This is a genomic window from Thiohalorhabdus sp., assembly GCF_036628635.1.
Classification (GTDB): domain Bacteria; phylum Pseudomonadota; class Gammaproteobacteria; order Thiohalorhabdales; family Thiohalorhabdaceae; genus Thiohalorhabdus.
In genome coordinates this window covers 38,442-61,449 of record NZ_JAZKRM010000003.1, presented here as the reverse complement: position 1 = coordinate 61,449, position 23,008 = coordinate 38,442, and the positions used below count along the sequence as shown (strand labels likewise).

The window sequence follows — 23,008 nt, the reverse complement described above, 5'->3', positions numbered from 1 at the left end:
CCGTCCGCCCTGTCACCTTGCGGGGGAAAGCAAAGGTCTGATCGATGGTGGAGCCGGTTGTGGTGTGGCAGCCCATGCAGAACTTTTGCTCCTCATGAGTCTGATTCCTCAGGGTCCCGTCCTCGTCCTCGATAAAACCGAGCACTTTCCAGCCAAAGCCATTATCCAGCCCTTTCCCGGCTTCGGAGAATGTGGGCAGGTTGCCGTCGATCTTCTCCTGGTGCTCGTTGCCGTAAAGCGTTTTAAGCTGCGCTTGGTCATAGAAGCGGATCTTGCGCATGTACCGGACTTCCTTCATCCGGGGCGTCGGGTAGATCTCGCCATCCTTTATGGCCCCGACATAGCGGACCGTGTGCAAGAATTCCCTGCCCTCGGGATACAGCATCTCGTGGACCTTGACACCCGCGGCCTGCCCACGTACCTGCTGGGCCGATCCTTGATGACCTGAACACGAATCTCGGTGTCATTGTCGCCATTCAAATCGGCGCAGACCTTGGCTTCGTCAATCTCGGGGGTCGATAGGCGGTCCAGCTCCTTAATCGCCATCTCCAGGATGGAGAGATTGGCCAGGTAGACTTGTCGGGACAACCGGCCATTGGCGGTGGAGCATTTCTGGGCCCGGCGGAACGTCTCCGGCAGACGGATCATGACGTCCGTGGCGGCGCCGGCCACGGTGATAGCTAATGGAGAGGCTTATGCCGACGACCAGGAGGAACAGGGAGGCAATGGCGTTGCCAAGGTAGTCGTAACAGCCGCCTTGAACGGGCAGGTGCACCAGACCGAACAGGTCCAGGCCGAAGCCCAGGTGGTAGACCACCATGAGGCCCACGGCCAGCCCCCTCAGCGCGTCCACTTCCGCCAGGCGACCCGCGGCCGCCGGCGCAACGGTCTCGGAGCCGGCCGTAACGACGCCCTCAGCCACCAATCACGGCCCACCGGGCCAGGCCGACTGCAAGGGCAGCGAATGAAACCAGCACGGCGTAGCGGTATTTCCGCGCATGCGAGCAAGATACGACGGACACGGCGATTCCCCGGCGAGCTTGGCCCCTAATGTCGGCGCCTAAGCTACCCAGCCAAGGTTACACGCGTCATTCCGCCCCCGGTGCCTCCTCCTGGAAGCGCTGGCGGGCCGTCACGCCCCGGGCCACATTCACTCCCCGCAGCAGCACCAGCCCCACAAGGAAGAACCCGGCGGTGACCAGCAGCGCGGTGCGGTAGTCGCCCCCGGAGAGGAAGGTCAGCAGGCCGTACACCGGCGGTCCCACGATGGCCGCCAGCTTGACCGCAACGCCCCATAGACCGAAGAAAGCACCCTCATGCCCCGCCGGGGATAGCAGGGCGACCAGGGCCCGGCCACTGGACTGGCTGGCACCGATGCACAGCCCCACCAGGGTCGCGGCCATCCAGAACAGCAGCGGGGAATGGGCAAGGTGGGCGGTCACTAAAGCCGCGACCCAGGCTACCAGGGTCAGGGCCACTGTCCGCACCGCTCCCAGGCGGTCGTGTACGGGGCCCAGGGCGAAGGCCCCGGCGGCGGCGGCCAGGTTCAGGACCAGGATCATGCCCAGGATCTGCTGAGTGGTGAAGCCCATGGCCTGGTCGGCGTAGACGGCGGCCAGGGCCACCACGGTCTGGATGCCGCAATAATAGATCCCCAGGCAGATCAGGAAGCGGGAGAGATCGGGGAGCTGACGGACATCCCGCCATGCCTGGATCATGCGCTGCCAGGGACTGGTGTGGTAAGCCCGCTCTTCCCAGGCCGCCGGCCTCTCGCGCACACTCAGGAAGGTGGGCATGGCGGCAAGGGCGAACACCCCGGCCACGATGAGCATGGCCCCGGGAACGAAATCGGTCATCTCGCCGCCCCGTGCCCGGGACCAGGCCACATAGGCCAGGCATAGGGCGAGCGTCAGCATGCCGCCGAGGTAACCGATCCCCCATCCCAGGGCCGAGGTACGGCCCAGTCGCTCGGGCGGCACCAGTCGGGGCAGGAAGGCGGCGATCAGGTTCTCGCTCAGGCCGAAGCCCAGCGTCGCCACGATCACCACCCCAGCACCCCACAGGTGGTCCCCCGGCCCGACAGTGGCCAGGCTCGCCGTTCCCAGCACGCATACCGTGGTGGAGACCGCCAGCCAGGGCTTGAGGCGACCGCTCTCATCCGCGGACTGACCCACCCAGGGCCCAAGCAGCAGCACCAGGGCGTTGGCCACCGACAGCGCCCCGGTCCATAGCAAGGCGGCCCAGTCGGCGCTCGCCGCCACCACGCGCACGAAGTACATATTGAACAGCGCCGTAATCACGACGGTGACGTAGCCGGAATTGGCGAAATCAAAGAAGGCCCAGGCGAGGACCTCACCCCGGCTAGCCCAGTCTCGCCGATCACCGCCGGAGCTATTCGGGGAGGGCATAGATGGCCTCGACGATACGGTGGGCGGCCTCCTCCACCAGCTTGCGGCTGTCTCCCTCGGAATTGGTGGCATAACGTTGGTAGAGGTCTTCCAGCGGCACCGGCGATCCGTACCGCAGGCGCGCTCGCCGCGGTCGCAGAAAGGTCCACAGGTCGCTCCCGGGAAGCTGGCGAACACCCGCCACTCTCGCTGGGATGACCGGCGCCCCGGTTTCCAGCGCCAGGAGAGCGGCCCCAGGCTTGGGTTTCGGTCGCTTTTCCGGGGTATGGATACCACCTTCGGGGAAGATGCCCACCACCCGCCCGTCTTCCAGACGCTTAAGGGCCCCTCGCAAGGTGGCTGCGGTCACCTGGCGCCGATCCACCGGCACACAGCCAACCCGCGACAAAAGCCAGTTCAGCCAATTAAGCCGGTAATATTCCGTGGCGATGAGGTAGGAGATCAGGCGGCGGTTGGTGGCGATCAGGAAAAGGGGGTCGGGCCCGGCATTGTGATTGGCCACCAGGATGGCCGGTCCGTTCTCCGGCAGAGTCGATGGGTCGCTGCGCATCCGGAACACAGTCCGGCAGTAGGCACCGATAAGCCCGTGCACCACCCGGGCCCAGAGCGGCCAGTCGCCGGCATGATCGGGGAGGATCGACGCCAACGGGACTCCTTGCTGGTCGGGACTGTGAAAAGGCTCCAACCATACCCGGGCACCTCGCGGGACGGAAGCCGAGGCTCCGGTGAACCGCCTCCGTCCTTTCGAAGGTTCCGGGAAACGGCCGATCCCCAACCATGGGTGGGACTTGGGCCCTCCACCAGCTTCTGACAAACTGACCCTAGTGTCTCCCACAACAGATGGGCCCAACCATGGCCAACCAGCGTGCCTATCGCTCCCCCGACCCAGCCAGCGAGGCCATGCAGCAGGCGCTGGAGGCCGAGGAGCGGGCACGCGAGGCCATCGAGGGCTGTGAGGCTCAGGCGGAAGCGATCCGGGAGCGCGCTCGGGCCGATGCCGAGGCCATCGAGGACCGAGCCGATCGGCGCATCGAATGGGTCCAGAACCGCTGCGCCCAGGTCCTGGAAGACCGGCTAGCCGAGGAGCGGTCCCAGGCCGATCGGGAACCGGGGGCGGAGGCCCCGTGGGCAGACGAAGAAACTCTGAACCAGGCGGGCCGCGAGGTGGCAGAGCAGCTGACCCGACCGGAAAGCGACCGGGCCGCTGAGAAAGCCGGCTCGGCTTGAGCCAGGCGCCGCTTTTCGCCTACGCCGGCGCCCGCCTCCTGGTTCGCCACGGCCAGCGGCCGGGGGCCGAGGACTGGCAGCGCCTCGAGGGCGTCGGCGATTTCGGCCATTACCTGCAAATCGCCCGCGACACCGGGCTGGAGCGCTTCGTCCGCCACATCGGCAACGCCGCTGGCCCCCACGAGGTGGAACGGGCACTATCCGGCGCCTGGCGCCGCCATGTCCAAGAGGTGGCGGCATGGCAGCCTGGGCCCTGGCGGCCGGCCCTGCGCTGGCTGGCAGTGGCCAGCGAGCTGCCCGCCCTGAGCCATCTGGCCGAAGACAGACCGATGCCCGACTGGATGACGGATCTGCCGCTCACCGGAACAGCCATGCAACATTCGGGAACGTCCCCGCTGCGGGCACTGACCCAGGGGGCGGCCACGCCCCTCTTCAAAGACGACCGCCCCGCCGGGGATAGCCTGTGGCAGCGCGCGCTCCGCCACTGGCACACCCTGCTTCCGAGCCGGCCCAGGCGCTTTCGCACCGAGGTGGAGGGACTGGCGAGCGCCCTGGAGGACTATCGGCAGGCCGTCGCCGCCGGATCCCCAAACGCCGATGCCCATCTGGCGCGGATCCTGCGCCGGAGCCTGCGCCAGCACAGCCAGGAGCCGGCCGCTGCCTACGCCTACCTGGGCCTGGTCGCCCTGGATCTCCAGCGCCTACGCGGTGAGCTGCTGGTGCGCCGCCTGCTCCCGGTGCGCGCTGCATGAGCCTGCGCACCAGCTCGGCCCGCTGGTTCGAGGTGCTCACCCTTCCCGAGCTCATCCCGCAGGCGGTGGAGAGGCTGGCGCGGACTGGATCCGTGGAGCTGGAGAGCCCGGGGGTGGGGGCCCCTGCCGTCGCACTCCCGGACCTGCGTGAGCGGATGGCGGAATACCGCCGGGTGGCGGAGCGCTACGAGAATTATTGGCCCGAGCCCGAATTCGTCACCGAGACCGAGCCGGAATCGGTTGCGGCCACCCTGGACCGGGCCCTGGCCACCCTGTCCGCCTGGGCCGAGGCCGCGGATCGCCATGTGAATGCCACCGAAGGGATCCGCCGAGACCGCGAGGAATTCCGGCTCCTGCAAAGCTTCCTGGAGAGCCTGGAGGAAGGCTCGGCCCTGGACCTCGAGCGGGTGGCCCGGGCCGGGCCCAGCCTGGCCGGTACCCTTCTGGTGCTACCCGCCGACGCCGAGGTGCCTGCCATGGCACGGGATGTGCTGGTACAGACCGTGGCCACCTCGCGCCATCGCTACCTCCTCCTCCTGGGCGAACCTGCCACCATCGAGACCCTCCGGGAACGCCTCGGCGGGCGCCGGGCCCGCGCCATCGACATCCCCGCCTGGCTGTCCGGGACCCCCGGCGTGGCCCTGGCCACCCTCACCGACCGGATCGCCGAGCTCGACGAGCGGGAGCGCTCTCACCAGCAGGCCATTGCCGATCTCAGCCGCGAGCACGGGGTATCCCAGGCCCTGGGCGAGGTCCGCCGGCTGGAATGGCTGGTGGAGCGGATGCCAAACGTGCCCATGAGCCAGCATTTCGCCTGGGTTACAGGCTGGACCGACGACTGGCAGGGCACCACCCTGCCCCCGGCCCTGTCGGACTATCCGGCCCTGATCGACTTCCCGAAACCGCCGCCGGACAAGGAGGCCCCCCTCCTGCTCCACAACCCCAAGTGGGCCCGGCCCTTCGAGCTGTTTGCCCGGCTCATCGGAACCCCCGGGCGCAACGAGGCGGATCCCAGCATGGCGCTGGCTCTGGTTGTCCCCCTGATGTTCGGTTACATGTTCGGCGATGTGGGCCAGGGCCTAGTGCTCATGGCAGCCGGCTGGCTGCTGCGCCATCGTGTGCCGCCGCTACGGCTGCTCATTCCGGGCGGGGCGGCGGCTGCCGTCTTCGGTGGCCTGTTCGGCAGCGTCTTCTCCCTGGAGCACCTCCTTCCGGCCCTGTGGGTCCATCCCATGACCCATCCGCTTGTGGTGCTGGCGGTGCCCATCGCCTTCGGTGCCGGTCTCCTGCTGTTCAGCATGGGCCTGGAGGGCCTCCAGGAGGCCTGGCTGGGGCGCTTCCGCAACTGGCTGGCCGTCGACGCCGGTCTGGTGGCTATGTACATTGGGATTCTGGCCACCTTCTGGGCGACCGCGGGCCTGTGGCTGGCCCTGTTGGGCCTGGGCTGGTTTTTGGCCGGGGCCAACTGGGCCCGCCGGGACCAGGGCTGGCTGGCCCCGGCGTCCGCCTTCGGCGAGCTGGCCGAGCGCGGCCTTAGGCTGCTGGTCAACACCCTTTCCTTTGCCCGGGTGGGGGCCTTCTCCCTGGCCCACGCCGGCCTTTCCCAGGCGGTCACCACCCTTGCCTCGGCTGCCGGCTTCGGCTTGATGGGGGGACTGGTGCTGGCCCTGGGCAACGCCGTGATCATCGCCCTCGAGGGCCTGGTGGTGTCCGTTCAGACTACCCGCCTGGTCCTGTTCGAGTTCTTCGTCCGTTTCCTGCACGGCGGCGGTCGCCGTTTCGAGCCCATTAGCCCACCGGCCGCTCGTGCCCTCGTTGAAGGCCAAGGAGAGAATCATGCCGCTATGGAGACGCGCGCAGGACCAAACGGGATCAGCGCTTCGACCCCGGGGGCTGCCGGCTAAGGCCCTTGTCCCCACCGCCCTGGCCGGGCTCCTGGCGCTGGGGGGCACCACCCTGCTCCTGCTAGGCAAGGCGGTAGCCCAGGAGGCTGCCGCCGGCGCCGGGATAGACCCGGAGGCCATGAAATGGGGGTTCATGGCCGCGGCCCTGGCAACCGGGCTTTCGGCCCTGGGTGCGGCTTATGCCGTCGCCCAGGTGGGCAGCGCCGCGGTGGGAGCCCTGGCCGAGAAGCCGGAGCTCATGGGCCGGGTCCTGGTGCTGGTAGGCCTGGCGGAGGGCATTGCCATCTACGGCCTGATCATCGCCATCCTGATCCTCAACCAGCTGGGCTGATTCGGGCATGGAACGGCCCCTGTTCATCGGCGACGAGGTGACCGCGGCCGGCTACCGGCTGGCGGGACTGGAAATCCGGACCCCGTCCCCCCAGGACGCTCAGCAGGCCCTGGAGCAGGCCGGCACCCATTTCCCGCCCCTGGTCCTGCTCACCGCCGAATACGCCCAGCAAGTGGCGCCCGACGCCCTGGACCGGATCCTGGGCCAGGCCCATCCCCCCGTGCACCTGGTCGAGGACGCCGGCGGCCGCGTCGCCGTTCCCGACCTGGCCGCCCGCATCCGCAGCCGCGTCGGAGTCGCCGGATGAGCCCTCCACCGGAAGAAGAAACGGACCCCCTCCAGACGCTTCTGGCGCGGGTGGAGCGCGACCGCGAGGAGCGCTGCCGGGAGATCCTCCAGGCCGCCCGTGACGAGGCCGACGCCATTCGCCAGGAGGCCTACAGCCGCGCCCGGCAGCGTCTCCACCGGACGGTCGAGACCGAGCGCCAGCGCGTGCGCCGGCGCCTGCGCTCGGTGGAGGCCGAGCAGGCCACCCATGTGCGGCAGCGCCGTCACCAGCGCATCAGCAACAGCCTGGAAAAGGCCTGGAATAGGCTGGAAGAGGCCCTCCATAAGCGCTGGTCCAACCCCCAGGGCCGGGAGGAATGGGTCCGCGGCGCCCTGGAGCAGGCCCGGCACTTCCTGCCTCCGGGGACCTGGACCCTGACCCACCCCTCTTCCCAGGACCCTGAGGATCTGGCCTCCGATCTCACCGCCATGGTCGATCCGGACCAGGTTACCCTGGAGACCGAGCCGTCGTCGGGCCTTAGCGCGGGGATTCGCATCCGCTGCGGGGAAACCGAGATGGACGCCACGCCGGCGGGACTTATGGTGGATCGCGAGCGGGTCCGCTCCTGGCTCCTGGCCAGCATCCAGCACCACCGGAACAAAAGGGAGCCCGGGTGAGCGAGGCGGCCATCAGCCACATCCGCGGCCCGGTCCTGCATGCCCAGGCCCAAGGCCCATTCGCAATCAACGAATCGGTGCGGATCGGGCGGGACGAGCTGCTGGGCGAAGTGCTCAGCGCCCACGGCGACGAGGTCACGGTCCAGGTCTATGAGGACACCACAAACCTGCGCCCCGGCGACCCGGTCTCCGGCACCGGAACCCCGCTCGCGGTCCAGCTTGGCCCCGGCATCCTGGGCCGCATCTTCGACGGATTGCTTCGCCCCCTGTCCGGGACGGACTCGGATTTCGTGCAGCCCGGGATCTACTCCGCCCAGCCCGGCGAATTCCCCTTCGAGCCCCTGGTGACCGCGGAGGATCAGGTTTCGCCGGGGGCGGCCTTCGGCCGCATCGACCCAGAGGAAGGGCGGACCCAGGACTGCCTGGTGCCCCCGGAGGCGAGCGGCGAGGTGATCGCCGTGGCGGCGCCCGGGACCCACCGGGAGGACGCCACGGTGCTCCGGCTCCGCGACAACCAGGGACGGGAGCATGCGGTGGCCATGAGCCATACCTGGCCGGTAAGGAAGCCCCGCCCCATCGGCCGGCGGACGGAGCTCGAACGGCCCTTGATCACCGGCCAGCGCCTGTTCGACGCCCTTTTCCCGGTGGCCCGCGGCGGCACCGCCGCCATGCCCGGCGGCTTCGGCACCGGCAAGACCGTGCTGCAGCAGAGCCTGGCCAAGTGGTGCGAGGCCGACGTCATCGTCTACGTCGGTTGTGGGGAGCGCGGCAACGAGATGTCCGAGGTCCTGCACGAATTCCCTCAGCTGGAGGATCCGCGCACTGGGCGCCCCCTACTGGAGCGCTCGGTAATCATTGCCAACACCTCCAACATGCCGGTTGCCGCCCGTGAGGCCAGCATCTACACCGGAGTCACCGTCGCCGAATACTTTCGCGACCAGGGTTTGCACGTGGCCCTCATGGCCGATTCCACCAGCCGCTGGGCCGAGGCCCTGCGGGAGATCTCCGGTCGCCTGGGCGAGCTGCCCGCCGAGGGCGGCTACCCTGCCTACCTGGCCAGCCGCCTGGCCGAGTTCTACGAGCGCGCGGCACCGGTGGAGACCCTGGGCGGCGACAACGGATCGGTGACCCTGATCGGCGCCGTCAGCCCCCCGGGGGGCGACTTCTCGGAGCCGGTAACCGTCCAGACCAAGCGCTTTACCCGGTGCTTCTGGCCCCTGGACCGCGACCGCGCCCGGTCGCGCTTCTTCCCGGCCATCCACCCCCTGCAGGCCTATTCGGAGGACGTCGCCGACCTGGCCCCGTGGTGGCGCCAGCAGGAGCACCCCGAATGGGACCGCCAGCGACGCCGCTTCCTGGGCCTGCTGGAGGAAGAGCAGCGCCTTCAGCGCATGGCCCGGATCGTGGGGAAGGCCTCCCTACCCCCGCAGCAGCAGCTCACCCTTTTGTGTGCCGAGCTGGTCAACGAGGCGTTTTTGCGCCAGTCCGCCTTCGACGAGGTCGATCGCTACACCTCCCCGGCCCGCCAGGCGGCCATGATGCAGACCCTGGACCGCTTCCTGGACCGGGCGCAGAAGGCGGTACAAGCCGGGGTTCCGGTCGACCGCGTCAAGAACCTATCGCTCATGCGCCGGCTGCGGCGCATGGGCCTGGAGATCGGCGAGGAGGAGTTGGGGCGCTTCGACGAGCTGACCCGCCAGGTCGACGACGAATTCGACCGAGTCAACCAGGAAGAGGACGCCCAGGATGCGGGCTGAGATCTCCGTAACCGGGGCCGCCAACCGGCTGGAAGGCCCCCTGCTCTATCTCCACCGCAACGTCAACGTGGGCCTCAACCAGGCGGTCGAGGTGATCGGGGCCGACGGCGAGCCTCGCCTGGGGCGGATAGCCGCCCTGGACCGGGAGCAGATGATTATCGAGATGCTGGAGTCCACCGCCAATCTGGCCCTGGCGGACGCCCGTGCGCGGTTTCATGGCGAGCCATTGCGCTTCGGTGTCGGTCCGGGGCTGCTGGGGCGCATCTTTAACGGCGTGGGCGAGGTCATCGACGGCGGACCGCCCATCCCCGCCGTCCAGCGCCTGCCCATCGAAGGGCGGCCGATCAACCCGGTGCACCGGGAGATCCCGCGCGAGTTCATCGAGACCGGGATCACCGCCCTCGACCTGCTTAACAGCCTGGTGCGCGGCCAGAAGCTGCCCATCTTCTCCGGCAGCGGGCTGCCCCACGATCGGCTGGCCATCCAGCTGGCCCAGTGGTCGCGGCTTCTGGAGGGCGGCGATGGCGAGGAATTCGCCATCGTCTTCGTGGGCATGGGTGTTCCCTATGTCACCGCCGAGCGCTTCCGCAAGGCCATGGAGGACAGCGGCGCCCTGGAACGGACCGCCCTGTTTTTGAACCTGGCCAGCGATTCCGCCACCCAGCGCCTGCTGACCCCGCGCTTCGCCCTGACCGCCGCCGAGTACATGGCCTTCGAGGAGGAGCGCCACGTGCTGGTGGTGATGACCGACATGACCAACTACTGCGAGGCCCTGCGCCAAGTCTCCGCCAGCCACGGCGAGGTACCCAGCCGCAAAGGCTTCCCGGGCCACATGTACTCGGATCTGGCCACCATCTACGAGCGCGCCGGCCGGCTCGGCGACCGGGGCGGCAGCCTGACCCAGGTGCCCCTGCTGACCATGCCCGGCGACGACATCACCCATCCCATCCCGGACTTAACCGGCTACATCACCGAGGGCCAGATGGTCCTCGACCGCGACCTGGCCCGCAAGGACATCTACCCCCCCGTAGCAGTCCTGCCCTCCCTGTCCCGCCTCATGGGCGAAGGCACCGGCTCGGGCTACACCGATCCCGACCACCCGGACCTGGCCAAACAGCTCTATGCGGCTTACGCCCGCTGCCTCCAGGTGCGCACTTTGGCCGGCATCCTGGGGGAGGAGGGGCTGCCGGAGCTGGACCGCCAATACCTGGCCTTTGGCGATACCTTCGAGCAGCAGGTGCTGCACCAGGAGGGCCAGCGCAGCCTGCGAGAGGACCTGGAGCTGGGCTGGCAGGTCCTGCAGCAGCTGCCGGTGGAGGAGCTCAATCGCCTGAGCGACGAGCAGATCGAGCGGCATATCGGGGGCACGGATGGGGCGGGGGCCTAGAACGGTCCGGTTCAGGTAGGGGACGGGAGGCTCGCGGCAAGTATTAAGTCTCCAGTGTTCAGTGTTCAGTACCGGCCAAGGCATCGGCAGGTTTTCCATTTTTACTGAAAACTGAACACTGGCTACTGAACACTTCCCTGGGGCTCGCCGACTGTGCGGTCGCCGCTCCCGCTGAAAGCGGATTCGGGAGGAAGTCATGGCCGAGGACTACAGCGACCGGCCGGTATCCCGCGCCACCTTGATGGAGATCCAGGCGGATCGCGAGGTTATCGAGGAGGGGTACGACTTCCTCGACGAGAAGCTGGTGCTCCTAGCCCAGGAGCTGCTCCAGCGCATCAAGGCCTACCAGCAGCACCGGCAACGCTTCCGGGACAAGCAGGCTGCGGCTTACGACGCGCTGGCGATGGCCATCCGACGCCACGGCCTGGAAGGGCTCCAGCTCTACCCGCCGCGTCCGCTGGAAACGGTGAAGCTGCACTGGCGCCGCCGGGACTTCCTGGGGGTGTCGCTGATTGAGTCCGCCCAGCTGGAAAGCCAGCAAGGGAGCGAAGGGAGCGAGGCCCCGCCGCGCCCGTCAGCCGAGGCCCGCGACTGTGCCGCGCGCTTCGCCGAGCTGGCCGCCGACGGCGCGGCGCTGGCGGCGGAGGCCGCCAACCTGCGGCGCCTGCTTGCGGAGTACGAGAAAACGCAGCAGCGCGCCCGCGCCCTGGACAATGTGATTCTGCCCGAAGTCCGCGAGGCCGAGCGCAGCATGGGCGAGCGTCTGGAAGAGGCGGAGCAGGAGGAGGCGGTGCGCATCCGCCTGTTCGCCCCGGGCTACAGCGCCAGCTAACCCCCTTCCAGGTCCCGGGGACGGACAAAGGCGGTCAGTTTGGCGCACCCCGGGCCCAGATTGGTCCAGCGCTCGACCTCGGCATCCAGCACCGCCAGCGCGGCAGTGGGGAACTTAGCGCGCATGGCGGCATAAGCCTCGCCGTCGCCGCTGCCGGCCAGGTCGAGCGCGGTCTGCTGGATGGCGGGGTTGTGGCCCACCAGCAGGACACTCGCCTCACCATCGGGCAACCCTCGGAGACGGCTCATCAGCTCCCCCGGTGCGGCACCATAGAGCTCGCCCTCCACCAGGGTCGGCGGCCGCGTGGGCCAGTCGCGCCACAGGCCTTCCACCGTGTCCCGGGCCCGGCGAGCGGCGGAGACGACTACCCGCTCCGGAATCCGGCCGGCTGCGGCCATGTGGCGGCCCATCAACGGCGCCGCTCCCTCCCCGCGCGGGGTCAGGCGGCGGGCGAAATCGCCTCCGCCATCGTTTTCGTGGCTCGATTGGGCATGGCGCAGAAGCAGGATGCGTTTCACCGGCACTCCTCCCCGAAAACGGAACCATTAACGAAAGTGTAAGCCCACCATGGCCGCAACCGAAGCACCCACCAGCTCGCCCCCTTCGCAGGCCCCGCCCTGGCACGCCCGGGAGCCGGAGGCAACCCTGGCGGCCCTGGACGCCGACGGCAACGGCCTGTCCACCGAAACCGCGCAGAAGCGGCGGGCCCGCTACGGCCCCAACCGCCTCACTCCCGCCCAACGCCGGGGGCCAATCCGCCGATTCCTGGCCCAGTTCCACAATGTCCTGATCTACCTGCTGCTGGGGGCGGCTGCAGTTACCGGGGCCCTGGCCCACTGGGTGGATACCGGCGTCATCCTGGGCGTGGTGGTGATCAACGCCATCATCGGCTTCATCCAGGAGGGCAAGGCCGAGCGGGCCCTGGACGCCATCCGCGACCTGCTGTCGCCGCGGGCCAGCGTTCTGCGGTCCGGCCGACCGACCACCCTGCCCGCCGAGGAGCTCGTTCCCGGCGACATCGTGCTGCTCCAAGCGGGCGACAAGGTGCCCGCCGACCTGCGCCTGCTCGAGGCGCGCAACCTGCACGTGGAGGAGGCTTCCCTAACCGGCGAGTCGCTCCCCGTGGCCAAGGATACGCCCCCGGTGGCCGCCGAATCCGCTCTGGGCGACCGCAAGCCCATGGCCTTCTCGGGAACTTTGGTCACCTCCGGTCAAGGGCGCGGCGTGGCGGTGGCCACCGGGGACACCACCCAGATCGGGCGCATCAGCGCCATGCTCGGCGAGGTAACCACCCTGGAGACCCCCCTGCTTCAGCAGATGGACCGGTTCGGCCGCTGGCTGAGCGCCGCCATCGTGGCCCTGGCCGCCGGGCTGTTCGCCTTCGGCACCCTGGGCCGCAGCTACCCCCCGGCGGAGATGTTCCTGGCCTCGGTGGGCCTGGCGGTGGCCGCCATCCCCGAGGGGCTGCCGGCCATCATCACCATCACCCTGGCCGTAGGGGTGCAGGTCATGGCCCGGCGTCAGGCCATCATCCGCCTGCTTCCGGCGGTGGAGACCCTGGGCTCGGTATCCGTGATCTGCTCCGACAAGACCGGGACACTAACCCGCAACGAGATGACCGTGGCCAGCGTGATCACCGCCGAGGAGACCTTCGGGGTTAGCGGTAGCGGCTACGATCCCCACGGCGGCTTCAGCGTGGACGGCGCCCCCGTGGCCCCGGGGGCCAGGCCGACCCTGGCCGAGGTGGCCCGGGCCGGGCTGCTGTGCAACGACGCCAGCGTCGAGCCCGAGGCCGACGGCTGGCACCTGGAAGGCGACCCCACCGAGGGCGCCCTGGTAACCCTGGCGCGCAAGGCGGACCTGGAGCCGGAGCTGGAGGCGGAGCGGCTGCCGCGCACGGACACCATCCCCTTCGAGTCCGAGCACCGCTTCATGGCCACCCTCCATCACGATCACACCGGGCACGGCCTTGTCCTGGTCAAGGGCGCCCCCGAGCGCATCCTGGCCATGTGCAGCCACCAGCGCCGTGGCGGTGAGGACGAGCCGCTGGACCCCGCCTTCTGGCACCGTCAGGCCGACGGCATCGCCGACCAGGGCCAGCGGGTGCTGGCCCTGGCGTCCAAACCGGTGGGATCACAGACCCGCGAGCTCCAATTCGGCGAGGTGGAGGGCGGTCTGACCCTGCTGGGGCTGGCGGGCATGCTGGACCCGCCGCGGGAGGACGCCATCCGCGCCGTGGCCGAGTGCCGCAGCGCCGGCATCCGGGTCAAGATGATCACCGGGGACCACGCCGCCACCGCCCGTGCCGTGGGGCGCAAGCTGGGCATCGGCGACGGCGGCTCCGTCCTGACTGGGCCGGACCTGGATGCCATGGGCCCGGCCGAGCTGGCGGCGGCCGCCCGCGACACGGATGTTTTCGCCCGCGTCGGCCCGGGGCACAAGCTCCAACTGGTGGAAGCCCTCCAGGACCAGGATCGGGTGGTGGCGGTCACCGGCGACGGCGTCAACGACGCCCCCGCCCTGAAACGGGCCAATGTGGGCATCGCCATGGGCCGAAAGGGCACCGAGGTGGCCAAGGAGGCCGCGGAGATGGTCCTGGGCGACGACAACTTCGCCTCCATCGCGGCCGCGGTCCGGGAAGGACGCACCACCTACGACAACATCAAGAAGTCCATCCTGTTCATCCTGCCCACCAACGGCGGCGAAGCCCTGACCATCATGGCCGCCATCGGGCTGGGCCGGGAGCTGCCCATCACCCCGGTGCAGATCCTGTGGGTGAACATGATCACCGCCGTCACCCTGGCCCTGGCCCTGGCCTTCGAGCCCACCGAGGCCGGGGTCATGCGCCGCCTGCCGCGGGACGCGCGGGAGCCGGTCCTTTCCCGTTTCCTAACCTTCCGTATCGCCTTCGTGTCCCTGATCCTGGTCACGGGAACCTTCGGCCTGTTCCTGTGGGAGCGGATGCATGGGGCGCCCCTGGGCCTGGCGCAGACGGTGGCAGTGAACACCCTGGTGGCCTTCGAGGTCTTCTACCTGCTCAACACCCGCCGCATCCACGAGCGCCTGCGCACACCAGCCGATTTCCTCGGCAACCGCTACGCCATCTACGCGATCGCGGCGGTGATCGCATTACAGATGCTGTTTACCTATGCCCCGGTTCTTCAGCACCTGTTCGGCACCACCGCCCTCGACCCCCTGGCCTGGGGCCGTATAGTGGGGGTGGCGTTCACCGTCTTTATCCTGATTGAGGCGGAAAAGGCGGTGCTGCCCCTAGGCTTACGGCACCTCCCCAAAAGGGGTTAGACCGAGTGCCTAGTTGCCAGGCCCCCCTCCCTCGCCCAAAATCCGGGTGAGGCTTGAGTTCCAAGGGAGGCCACTCTCCGCAGCCTCCGGGCGTAACATCCAAGGTCATCGGATTGCCCCATTTTCCCTTCCTGGCAGCAGCAAAAAGGGGCCTGGATAGCCTTTCGGGACGCTACCTGCTCGGCGCCCTTTTGCTCCTGGGCTTCCTGGGAGGGAGTGCCTGGGTGGCGTGGAAATACCTGGAAGGGGAGCGGGCCGAGCATTACACGCATCTCCGCCAGCGCCAGGAAGCACTGTCCCACCTTCAGATTATCCGCAGCGCCCTGTGGACCGTGGAGCATAACCTCCAAGCCTTTGCCCTGACCCCGGAGAAAAGCCACCGGGCACGGGCCATAATGGCCATACGCAACGGCCGGGACCAGGCCCAGGAACTGACCACCCTGTCCTGGACCCGGCGTCTGAACCAACGGGACCGCGCCAGGCAGGTCGCCGACCAGTTTGCCCAGCTGGAAGAAGCGGCCCGAAAGCTAATTGCCATCCGTAAAGAGCCCGATCGACTGTATCCGGGCCTGGGGATCAGGCGGGAGACGCTCGGGCCCACCAACAGGCGCTTCCTGGTTGCTAGCCAGCGGGGCCTGACCGCGCTGGAAAGCAATGCCACCAACTCGCAGTCGAGCGCCCTGTTCCGTCGCGCCCAGTTCTATTGGAGCCGCATGGTGAGCGAGTTCCGGCTTTTCATGACCGCCCGGATCGGCCTGCTTAGCGGCTCCCAGGATCTCAACCGCAAAGCCAACTTGGAAAACTATCATCAGGCGGTCCGGGGCACGCTGTCCGAGCTGGAAGCCCTCCACGACGAAAAGGGCTTGGGATTGGTGGCGGATCGAGCCCTAAGTCGCATGCGGGAGCTGGAGCAAGATTGGTTCGCCGGCTTTCGGGAGGTAGCGGGGCTCTCCGCCAACCGCAACTGGCGCGCTGACTTTCCCCTTATTACCGATGCCCTCTATCCCCGATACGAGGCGATCCAGGGCGAGCTTCAGTCCATAAGCCGAACCCTGGAAGAAAACGCCCGCCAAGAAAATGCCTCCCTTTTCCGGGCCGCCCAAAATATCGCCGTCTTTCCCTGGGCCCTGACGGGCGTCCACCTGATCGTGATCGCCCTGGGCTTTCTCTACTTGCGCCGCCGGGTGCTGGGGCCCTTGTCGCGCCTGGCCCGTGCCCTGCGCCATGGCGCCGAGGGCCAACCGGCAGCACTCGCCCTGATCGGAGGCCCAAGCGAGATCCGGGACCTCAGCAATGCCTTCCGGAGCATGCGCCAGGAGGTTCGCGCCCGGCAAGGGGAACTGGAGCACCAAGCCTTCCACGACCCCCTGACCGGCCTTCCCAACCGGGCCTTGCTGGAGGACCGACTGAACCAGGGCGCGCTGCGCTCCCACCGGAATGGCACCAGCGGCGCCCTAATAATGATGGATCTGGATTACTTCAAGGAGATCAATGACACCTTCGGCCACCCCGCCGGTGACGCCGTGCTGAAAGGTGTGGCCGGACGGTTAACCGGCGAGCTCCGGGAGGCCGACACCGTGGCCCGCTTCGGCGGCGATGAATTCGGAATCCTGTTGCCCACCACCAACAGCGATTACGCCCCAGCGATCGGCGAGCGCCTCCTAGCCGCGCTTCGACCGCGTATGGAGGTCGACGCCCACTCGTTCCATGTTAGCGGGAGCCTGGGCATCGCCCTCTTCCCCGCTCACGGGGCGGATGCCGAAACCCTGATCCGCCGGGCCGACCGGGCCATGTACCAAGCCAAGGAGAAACGGCAAAGTTGGGCCATTGCCAGGCCCCACAAGGATGACGATGCCCCAGAACGGCTAACGCAAACCGCCGAGCTCTACGAGGACCTCCTGCAGGACCGGCTTCCCCTTCACTACCAGCCCCAGTGGGACTTGGCCAGTGGCCAACTGTCGGGCGGCGAAGCGCTCCTGCGCTGGTCCCCGGCCGAAGGCGGTCCCGTTACACCGCCAGAGGTCCTGGCCATGGCCCATCGGGCCGGCATCCCCCACGAGCTAACCCGCTGCATCCTGCATACATCTATGCGCGAGGCAGGGGCATGGCAAAGGACAGACCGGCCCCGGTTGTCCGTTAATCTGAGCACCGACGACCTCCAGGTCGACGAGTTCCCCACCTTCATCCGTCAGGAGCTGGACGCCTGGGAGATACCCTCCGAGTGCCTGGAGCTGGAAGTCACGGAGAACGACATGATGGCGGACCCCGAACGGGCGCGACTGGTCCTAGGTGAGCTTCGGGCCCTGGGCGTGCGTATCGCCATCGACGACTACGGTACGGGCTATTCCTCGCTCGGGTATCTGCGCGGCCTGCCGGCGGACATCCTCAAGATCGACAAGTCGTTCATTATGGACCTGGCCACCAGCACCGATAACCAGGCCATCGTCCGGTCCACGGTCGAGCTCGGCCACAACCTGGGGCTGAAGGTCGTTGCGGAGGGGGTGGAAGATGCCGCCAGCCTGGAGCTTATCCGGCAATGTGGCTGCGACCGGGCCCAAGGATTCTTCCTAGGCCACCCCGTGCCCCCGGAGCGGTTCCGCGCCTGAATGGGCTTTGATTAGCAACCCGGGTTTGCCAGCATGCGGCCCACTTTCCGTCCCCTCCTGGTAAACGGGCCTACCGGCGATCCGGCCCTGCTGGTCCGGATACGAAACACCCGCCGTTCCCTCCTGGTTGACCTCGGCGACCTCGCCCGCCTATCGCCCCGTCAGCTGTTGACGGTAAGTGCCGTCTTCGTCAGCCACACCCACATGGACCATTTCGCTGGCTTTGACCGCCTGCTCCGGATCGCCCATGGCCGTTCGAAGACCCTGCTTCTATTCGGACCCGAAGGCTTCATCGACCGGGTGGGTCACAAGCTCGGCGGCTACACCTGGAATCTCGTAGGTCCAGACACCAACGATTTCCGGCTCGAGGTCACCGAGGTCCGGGAAAGCGGCCTCGGCCGGCGTGCCACCTTCCGGGTCCGGACCGGATTCCAACGGGAGGAGAACGAAGCCAGCGGGCCCTCGGACGGCCGGTTGATTTCGGAGCCGGGGCTTGAGGTGCTCGCCGCGGTGCTGGACCACCATACCCCCTGCCTGGCCTTCGCCTTCGCCGAGCCGGATCACCTCAACGTATGGCCGGACCGCTTAAAGGAGCGCGGCCTGGCCACCGGAGACTGGCTTGCCACCCTCAAGGAGGCGGTGCGCGAAGGCCGACCCGATGACTACCCCATTCAGGTGGCTTGGCGGGAGGGCAGCGGCAAGCCGGCCGCACTTCCCCTGAGGGAGCTCCGGGAGAGCCTGCTAAGCCGGACTCGAGGACAGAAAATCGCCTACGTGGTGGACGCCCGATATAGCGAGGCCAACGCCCACCGTATCGCGGATCTAGCATCGGGGGCCGACCGGCTTTACATCGAGGCCGCTTTCGCCGAAGCCGATGCGGACCGCGCCGCAACCACTAACCACCTGACCGCACGCCAGGCCGGCCAGCTCGCCCGCGCCGCCGGAATCCGGGAGCTCGTGCCCTTCCACTTCTCCAGCCGTTACCAAGGGCGCTTCGAGCTTCTGGAGGAGGAGGCCTTTGAAGCCTTCCGCAACGGCTAATCCCTCTCGGCGCCAGGAACCGCCGGGCTGGGAATGGCCACGGCCCCGCAGGGCTAGAATGCAGATGGGATGGGCTCCCTCTCACCTAACCGGCACCGATGGCCAGCTGGGGTCGGGAGGCAGACATCCGACCCGATCAGGAGGAGTCCCTTGAGCATGGTGCGGATCGGCCTGGATCTGGCCAAGCAGGTGTTCCATGTTCACCGCGTCAACGAACGGGAGCAATCGTCCTGCCAAAGAGCATTCCCAAGCTGCGCCGGGAATTGCCCGCCGTTTTGGAGGACGCCGAGAATGGGTTGCCGGACCTGGCCCGCGACACCATCGCCGATCTGGGGGATCGCCTTCGGGAGCTCGAAGACCGCATCAAAGGCTACGACAAGCGGATCGAGCGTCTGGCCGAGGACTCGGGCACCGCGAACCGGCTCATGCAGGTTGAAGGCATTGGGCCGGTCACTGCGACAGCCTTGGTGGCCACGGTGGGCGATGCCCGGGCCTTCAAAAACGGAAGGCAATTCGCGGCCTGGCTGGGATTGGTCCCGCGCCAATTCTCCACCGGCGGCAAGCCACGGCATGGCCGAATCACCAAGCGTGGGGACCGGTATCTCCGTACCCTATTAGGCCACGGAGCGCGAACCGCGCTTTGCCAGCTAAATCGGTTGAATACGGCCAAGGCCCAATGGGCCCAGGGGCTGCGACAGCGGCGCGGCTTCAACAAAGCCACCATTGCCCTGGCCGCCAAACAGGCCCGTATCCTCTGGGCTTTGATGGCCCGGGAGGCGGACTACGAACCAGCGAAGGGATAAAGCAGCCGCCCCTGCGCTACCAATAGCGATTTTGAAAGAGCGAGGTCTTCCCGCCACCGATTGCGCCAGATGACCCAGTGATGGAAAGCCGGTCGGACCGGCGCCGGAGAACCCTGATAGCAGAGTTGCCCTACCAAGGGCGGTCTTCAGATGAGGGCTCCGGCGAGCGCATCCTCATCAGGGCCCGAGCCGGAAAGGCTCACAAAGAGGCCGGATATAAGCGTTCAGTCGGACCTTCCTTTCCGTACCCGAGGACGTCTTGCCAACGAGGGGGAGCCCATATAAGACTCTGCTAGGGCAACGTTTATGTTGTGCCGGATGCGCAAAGATTGGTCCTTTTGGGGATCGAAACACGCTCGCCTCTAGAAGAGACCTAAAATCTGCAGCTTTCTGGATCGGGGGCGCCGCAAGGGTCCAGATTGGGAGATAGTATCGTCGCCTCCGCTTCCAGCCTGTCAGGGAAAATCCGCGAAACCCCGATCACCAGGCCGATCCCCGAAGAAATGCGGGCCATCAGCCATTTCCGCAGCGCCCCGGCTCCAATGTGGTCCAGGACGTAACCAACAACATCGGCGAGGTGTCGGAGCCCGCCGCCAAGAGCACCGACACCACCAAGCAGGCTCGGCAGGCGGTGAAACAGGCTTCCGAGCCCATCCGGTCGCTCAGCCAAGCCTCCCAGCAGGTGGCGGAGGGCATGAGCACCATCCAGGCCGTCGCCTAGAAAACCGACCGGCTGGGTCTAAACGCCGCCATCGAGGCCGTCAACGCCGGCGAGGCCGGCCAGGACTTCGCCGTGGTCGCCGATGAAGTGCGCAAGCTGGCCGAATAGACCTCTCAGGCCACCGATAAGGTCAACACCTTGACCGCCGACCTCCAGGGCAAGTCGGAGACCTCGGTCCAGGGCATGGGCCAGGCCCAGATGGATCAGATCCTGGAAATGATCAACCACACCGACCAGACCACCAGCCAGATCGCCGCATCGGCCGAGGAGCTGGCGGCAACCATGTCCGAGATCACCGATAATATGGTGAGATCAGCGGCAACGTGGACAGCGTCTCCGAAAACGTGTCGCAGATCGAGACGGCGGCCGGTCAGCTGGAGTCCACCGCCCAGCAGCTACGCTCCGCCCTGGGTGGCTTCAGCTTGCCGTCCTGAGCCCTCTAGAGGTAGCGGATCAGGACGCCCATGGCCGCCGCGGCCGAGACGGCCAGCACCGCTGGCCGTAGCCGCCGGCCGTCAAGGCGGGCGGCGAGGCGGCCGGACAACCCGAAACCGACCACCACCCCGGGCAGCAGGCCCAGACCGGCCATCATCTCCTGGGGACCGAAGCGGCCCGCCAGGGCCAAACCGGTTAGCGACACCACACCCCCCACTTGGAAAACCGCCGACAGGGTGCCGCGCAGCCGGACGCCGCTCTCCCGTTGAAACACCAGTGCCATGGGCGGTCCGCCCACCGACGTGGCGGTTCCCATGAACCCGGCGGCGGTAGCGGCGACCACCAGGTTTCGCCCGTGCGGAAGGGGATGCCAGCCGACGACGCTAAGCCCGACGGCGGCAAGCACGACGGTCCCTAACATCAGGCCTACGCCCTGTTCGGGTAGGCCCTGGAGCAGAAGCACCGCGGCCGCGGTTCCCGCCAGCAGACCCGGCACTGTCCAGCGCAGGCCGCCCCAATCCACTCCCCGCCGGTCACGGACAGCGATCAGCAGGGTCAGGCACCAGGCCGCCAGGATCATGGGCGCCGGCACCAGATCGGGCCGCACCAGCATGAGCAGGGGCGCCGCCACCAGGGCCACGCCGAACCCCACCGCGCCCTGCAGAAGGGCGCCCACCGCCACCACGGCCTCCACCACCAGCCATTCCTCGATCACCGTCTCGCCTCCATGCGGCGCAAAAGGGGCCCGCCACCGGGGCGGGCCCACAGGCTACCGGAGAAGGTGAGCCTAGCGCACCTTTACCTGGAGGCGCTCCTCGCCGTCCTCGTCCAGCAGGTGGACGGCACAAGCGATGCACGGGTCGAAGCTGTGGATGGTGCGCAGGATCTCCACCGGCTGGTCGGGATCGTGCAGCCGATGGTTGTCCTGCAGGGCGGCCTCGTAGGCCCCAGGATTGCCCTGCGGATCGCGGGGTCCGGCGTTCCAGGTGCTGGGCACCACCGCCTGGTAGTTGGCGATGGCGCCGTCCTCGATCACCATCCAGTGCGCCAGGGCGCCGCGCGGAGCCTCGGTGTAACCGACGCCCTTGGCCTTCTTGGGCCAGGTGGCGGGGTCCCATTTGGCCTCGTTGTGAACGGTGAGGTCGCCATTGCTGATATTGCTCATCAGCTGGTCGTACCAGGTCGACATCTGATCCGCGAACACCTTGCTCTCCAGGGTCCGCGCCGCCGTGCGGCCCAGGGTGGAGAACATGGCCTCCACCGGCAGGTCGAGCTCACCGAGGGCGTAGCCGGCCAGCTCCCGGGTGGGCTCGTGGCCCTGGGCGTACATGTTGAGGACCCGGGCCAAGGGGCCCACCTCCATGGGCTTGCCCTTCCAGCGCGGCGACTTGAGCCAGGAGTAGCCGTCGCTAGGGTCCAAATGATCGTAGGGCGGGGTGGGCCCGCCGCGTCCCTCGTAATCCAGGTTGGTCTCGCCGTCGTAGGGGTGGAGACCCGCCTCATTACCAGTGCTGTAGTCGTACCAGGAATGCGAAACGAACTCCTGGATCTCTTTCTCCGCCTCCAGATCCACCGGATGCACCCGGGAGAGGTCGCGGTCGAGGATGACCCCGGGCGGTACCAGGAAATCGTCCACCGCGCCCATGCCCTTGCCGGCATCGGGGAAATCGCCGTAGCACAGGAAGTTACCCACACCCTCGCCGCGCTTGGCCCAGTCCTTGTAGAACCCGGCGATGGCCAGGGTGTCCGGCAGATAGACCTGGTCGACGAAGGTCTGCATCTGCTCGATGACGTTCTTCACCTGCTGCAGACCAACCATGTCGATGGCCGTGCCCCCGCCGCCGTAGCCCTGCTCCCCGGGGCCCGTGCTGATGGCCGAGGGCGAACCGCCCACCAGGAAGTTGGGGTGGGGGTTCTTGCCGCCGAACAGGGCGTGCAGCTTGACCACCTCGCGCTGCCAGGAAAGCGCTTCCAGGTAGTGGGCCACCGCCATCAGGTTGGCCTCCGCCGGCAGCTTGTAGGCCGGATGACCCCAGTAGCCGTTGGCGAAGATGCCGAGCTGGCCGGAGTCGGCCAGACCCTTGAGCTTTTTCTGGGTGTCCTTGAAGTAGCCGGGTGAGGACTTGGGCCAGCTGGAGATGGACTGGGCTAGCTCCGAGGTCTTTTTGGGATCGGCGTCCAGGGCGGAGAGCACGTCCACCCAGTCCAGGGCGTGGAGGTGGTAGAAGTGCATGACGTGGTCGTGCACGAACTGGGCGCCGATCATCAGATTGCGGATGAGCTGGGCGTTGGGCGGGATTTCGTAGTCCAGGGCGTCCTCCGCCGAGCGCACCGAGGCGATGCCGTGGACCAGGGTGCACACGCCGCAGATGCGCTGGGCGAAGGCCCAGGCGTCGCGCGGGTCGCGCCCCTGCAGGATGGTCTCGATGCCGCGCACCATGGTACCGGCGCTGTACGCCTGGCTGATGGCGCCCTCGGCATCGGTCTCGGCCTCGATCCGCAGGTGGCCCTCGATGCGGGTGATGGGGTCGACTACCACGCGTTCGCTGGTCATGC

The 23,008-nt window shown here is 67.8% G+C and carries 21 protein-coding genes and 1 pseudogene; 16 read left to right on the top strand and 6 right to left on the bottom strand.

The window, feature by feature from the left end:
- Positions 1 to 64 precede the first annotated feature (64 nt).
- On the top strand, positions 65 to 448 hold the full coding sequence (locus tag V5A19_RS01920) for a hypothetical protein (RefSeq protein ID WP_332317623.1): 384 nt from the start codon (positions 65 to 67) through the stop codon (positions 446 to 448).
- An 87-nt stretch (positions 449 to 535) separates the two neighbouring features.
- Here V5A19_RS01920 and V5A19_RS01915 read toward each other — a convergent pair whose 3' ends face one another.
- From V5A19_RS01915 to V5A19_RS01905, 3 genes are all read right to left on the bottom strand, one after another.
- Positions 536 to 922 (bottom strand): heparan-alpha-glucosaminide N-acetyltransferase domain-containing protein, encoded by a 387-nt coding sequence (locus V5A19_RS01915; protein ID WP_332317622.1) that lies wholly within the window; start codon positions 920 to 922, stop codon positions 536 to 538.
- A gap of 166 nt (positions 923 to 1,088) precedes the next feature.
- On the bottom strand, positions 1,089 to 2,408 hold the full coding sequence (locus V5A19_RS01910; protein ID WP_332317621.1) for an MFS transporter: 1,320 nt from the start codon (positions 2,406 to 2,408) through the stop codon (positions 1,089 to 1,091).
- Positions 2,392 to 3,054 (bottom strand): lysophospholipid acyltransferase family protein, encoded by a 663-nt coding sequence (locus V5A19_RS01905; RefSeq protein ID WP_332317620.1) that lies wholly within the window; start codon positions 3,052 to 3,054, stop codon positions 2,392 to 2,394. Before V5A19_RS01905 ends, V5A19_RS01910 begins: the two co-directional genes overlap by 17 nt.
- Positions 3,055 to 3,260: 206 nt before the next feature.
- On the opposite strand from V5A19_RS01905, the gene V5A19_RS01900 reads away from it, so the two are divergent.
- The 9 genes from V5A19_RS01900 (at position 3,261) to V5A19_RS01860 (ending at position 11,543) form a co-directional block, all read left to right on the top strand.
- Positions 3,261 to 3,635 carry a hypothetical protein gene (locus V5A19_RS01900; RefSeq protein ID WP_332317619.1) on the top strand — a complete coding sequence of 125 codons (375 nt, stop codon included), beginning with the start codon at positions 3,261 to 3,263 and terminating at the stop codon, positions 3,633 to 3,635.
- On the top strand, positions 3,632 to 4,387 hold the full coding sequence (locus V5A19_RS01895) for a hypothetical protein (RefSeq protein ID WP_332317618.1): 756 nt from the start codon (positions 3,632 to 3,634) through the stop codon (positions 4,385 to 4,387). Before V5A19_RS01900 ends, V5A19_RS01895 begins: the two co-directional genes overlap by 4 nt.
- The gene (locus V5A19_RS01890) at positions 4,384 to 6,291 is read left to right on the top strand and encodes a hypothetical protein (protein WP_332317617.1); all 1,908 of its coding nucleotides are present in this window, start codon (positions 4,384 to 4,386) and stop codon (positions 6,289 to 6,291) included. The genes V5A19_RS01895 and V5A19_RS01890 overlap by 4 nt, the downstream gene beginning before the upstream one ends.
- Positions 6,224 to 6,622: an ATP synthase subunit C gene (locus V5A19_RS01885; RefSeq protein WP_332317616.1), complete on the top strand. Its 399-nt coding sequence runs from the start codon at positions 6,224 to 6,226 to the stop codon at positions 6,620 to 6,622. Before V5A19_RS01890 ends, V5A19_RS01885 begins: the two co-directional genes overlap by 68 nt.
- A 7-nt stretch (positions 6,623 to 6,629) precedes the next feature.
- Complete coding sequence (locus tag V5A19_RS01880) at positions 6,630 to 6,929, top strand: hypothetical protein (protein ID WP_332317615.1); 300 nt, start codon at positions 6,630 to 6,632, stop codon at positions 6,927 to 6,929.
- On the top strand, positions 6,926 to 7,567 hold the full coding sequence (locus V5A19_RS01875; RefSeq protein WP_332317614.1) for a hypothetical protein: 642 nt from the start codon (positions 6,926 to 6,928) through the stop codon (positions 7,565 to 7,567). Before V5A19_RS01880 ends, V5A19_RS01875 begins: the two co-directional genes overlap by 4 nt.
- On the top strand, positions 7,564 to 9,324 hold the full coding sequence (locus V5A19_RS01870; protein WP_332317613.1) for a V-type ATP synthase subunit A: 1,761 nt from the start codon (positions 7,564 to 7,566) through the stop codon (positions 9,322 to 9,324). Before V5A19_RS01875 ends, V5A19_RS01870 begins: the two co-directional genes overlap by 4 nt.
- Positions 9,314 to 10,711, top strand: coding sequence for a V-type ATP synthase subunit B (locus V5A19_RS01865; protein WP_332317612.1), 1,398 nt, complete (start codon positions 9,314 to 9,316; stop codon positions 10,709 to 10,711). The genes V5A19_RS01870 and V5A19_RS01865 overlap by 11 nt, the downstream gene beginning before the upstream one ends.
- A 196-nt stretch (positions 10,712 to 10,907) precedes the next feature.
- On the top strand, positions 10,908 to 11,543 hold the full coding sequence (locus V5A19_RS01860; protein ID WP_332317611.1) for a V-type ATP synthase subunit D: 636 nt from the start codon (positions 10,908 to 10,910) through the stop codon (positions 11,541 to 11,543).
- Here the strand turns inward: V5A19_RS01860 and V5A19_RS01855 are convergent.
- Positions 11,540 to 12,061, bottom strand: coding sequence for a SixA phosphatase family protein (locus V5A19_RS01855; RefSeq protein ID WP_332317610.1), 522 nt, complete (start codon positions 12,059 to 12,061; stop codon positions 11,540 to 11,542). The two genes, V5A19_RS01860 and V5A19_RS01855, sit on opposite strands and share 4 nt — an antisense overlap.
- Positions 12,062 to 12,110: 49 nt before the next feature.
- Between V5A19_RS01855 and V5A19_RS01850 the strand changes: the two genes are divergently transcribed.
- The 6 genes and pseudogenes from V5A19_RS01850 to V5A19_RS14275 form a co-directional block, all read left to right on the top strand.
- On the top strand, positions 12,111 to 14,846 hold the full coding sequence (locus V5A19_RS01850) for a cation-transporting P-type ATPase (RefSeq protein WP_332317609.1): 2,736 nt from the start codon (positions 12,111 to 12,113) through the stop codon (positions 14,844 to 14,846).
- A gap of 113 nt (positions 14,847 to 14,959) precedes the next feature.
- Positions 14,960 to 17,452 carry a putative bifunctional diguanylate cyclase/phosphodiesterase gene (locus V5A19_RS01845; protein WP_332317608.1) on the top strand — a complete coding sequence of 831 codons (2,493 nt, stop codon included), beginning with the start codon at positions 14,960 to 14,962 and terminating at the stop codon, positions 17,450 to 17,452.
- Positions 17,453 to 17,485: 33 nt separating this feature from the next.
- Entirely contained in the window at positions 17,486 to 18,493 is a 1,008-nt protein-coding gene (locus tag V5A19_RS01840; RefSeq protein WP_332317607.1) for a ribonuclease Z, read from the top strand.
- Positions 18,494 to 18,591: 98 nt separating this feature from the next.
- Positions 18,592 to 19,296 (top strand): IS110 family transposase, encoded by a 705-nt coding sequence (locus V5A19_RS01835; protein WP_332317606.1) that lies wholly within the window; start codon positions 18,592 to 18,594, stop codon positions 19,294 to 19,296.
- A gap of 544 nt (positions 19,297 to 19,840) precedes the next feature.
- Positions 19,841 to 20,017, top strand: coding sequence for a hypothetical protein (locus V5A19_RS01830; protein WP_332317605.1), 177 nt, complete (start codon positions 19,841 to 19,843; stop codon positions 20,015 to 20,017).
- Positions 20,018 to 20,026: 9 nt separating this feature from the next.
- Positions 20,027 to 20,122: pseudogene (locus tag V5A19_RS14275) on the top strand (methyl-accepting chemotaxis protein); the annotation flags it as partial.
- A 334-nt stretch (positions 20,123 to 20,456) separates the two neighbouring features.
- Here the strand turns inward: V5A19_RS14275 and V5A19_RS01820 are convergent.
- Together V5A19_RS01820 and V5A19_RS01815 are read right to left on the bottom strand one after the other, a co-directional pair.
- Complete coding sequence (locus V5A19_RS01820; RefSeq protein ID WP_332317603.1) at positions 20,457 to 21,167, bottom strand: sulfite exporter TauE/SafE family protein; 711 nt, start codon at positions 21,165 to 21,167, stop codon at positions 20,457 to 20,459.
- A gap of 72 nt (positions 21,168 to 21,239) precedes the next feature.
- Positions 21,240 to 23,006 (bottom strand): nickel-dependent hydrogenase large subunit, encoded by a 1,767-nt coding sequence (locus V5A19_RS01815; RefSeq protein ID WP_332317602.1) that lies wholly within the window; start codon positions 23,004 to 23,006, stop codon positions 21,240 to 21,242.
- Positions 23,007 to 23,008: the final 2 nt, after the last annotated feature.

Coding starts and splice junctions, on each gene's coding strand:
- V5A19_RS01910 (WP_332317621.1), bottom strand. CDS start 2,408: ATGCCCTCCCCGAATAGCTCCGGCGGTGATCGGCGAGACTGGGCTAGC.
- V5A19_RS01900 (WP_332317619.1), top strand. CDS start 3,261: ATGGCCAACCAGCGTGCCTATCGCTCCCCCGACCCAGCCAGCGAGGCC.
- V5A19_RS01890 (WP_332317617.1), top strand. CDS start 4,384: ATGAGCCTGCGCACCAGCTCGGCCCGCTGGTTCGAGGTGCTCACCCTT.
- V5A19_RS01885 (WP_332317616.1), top strand. CDS start 6,224: ATGCCGCTATGGAGACGCGCGCAGGACCAAACGGGATCAGCGCTTCGA.
- V5A19_RS01880 (WP_332317615.1), top strand. CDS start 6,630: ATGGAACGGCCCCTGTTCATCGGCGACGAGGTGACCGCGGCCGGCTAC.
- V5A19_RS01875 (WP_332317614.1), top strand. CDS start 6,926: ATGAGCCCTCCACCGGAAGAAGAAACGGACCCCCTCCAGACGCTTCTG.
- V5A19_RS01865 (WP_332317612.1), top strand. CDS start 9,314: ATGCGGGCTGAGATCTCCGTAACCGGGGCCGCCAACCGGCTGGAAGGC.
- V5A19_RS01860 (WP_332317611.1), top strand. CDS start 10,908: ATGGCCGAGGACTACAGCGACCGGCCGGTATCCCGCGCCACCTTGATG.
- V5A19_RS01850 (WP_332317609.1), top strand. CDS start 12,111: ATGGCCGCAACCGAAGCACCCACCAGCTCGCCCCCTTCGCAGGCCCCG.
- V5A19_RS01840 (WP_332317607.1), top strand. CDS start 17,486: ATGCGGCCCACTTTCCGTCCCCTCCTGGTAAACGGGCCTACCGGCGAT.
- V5A19_RS01835 (WP_332317606.1), top strand. CDS start 18,592: ATGGCCAGCTGGGGTCGGGAGGCAGACATCCGACCCGATCAGGAGGAG.
- V5A19_RS01815 (WP_332317602.1), bottom strand. CDS start 23,006: ATGACCAGCGAACGCGTGGTAGTCGACCCCATCACCCGCATCGAGGGC.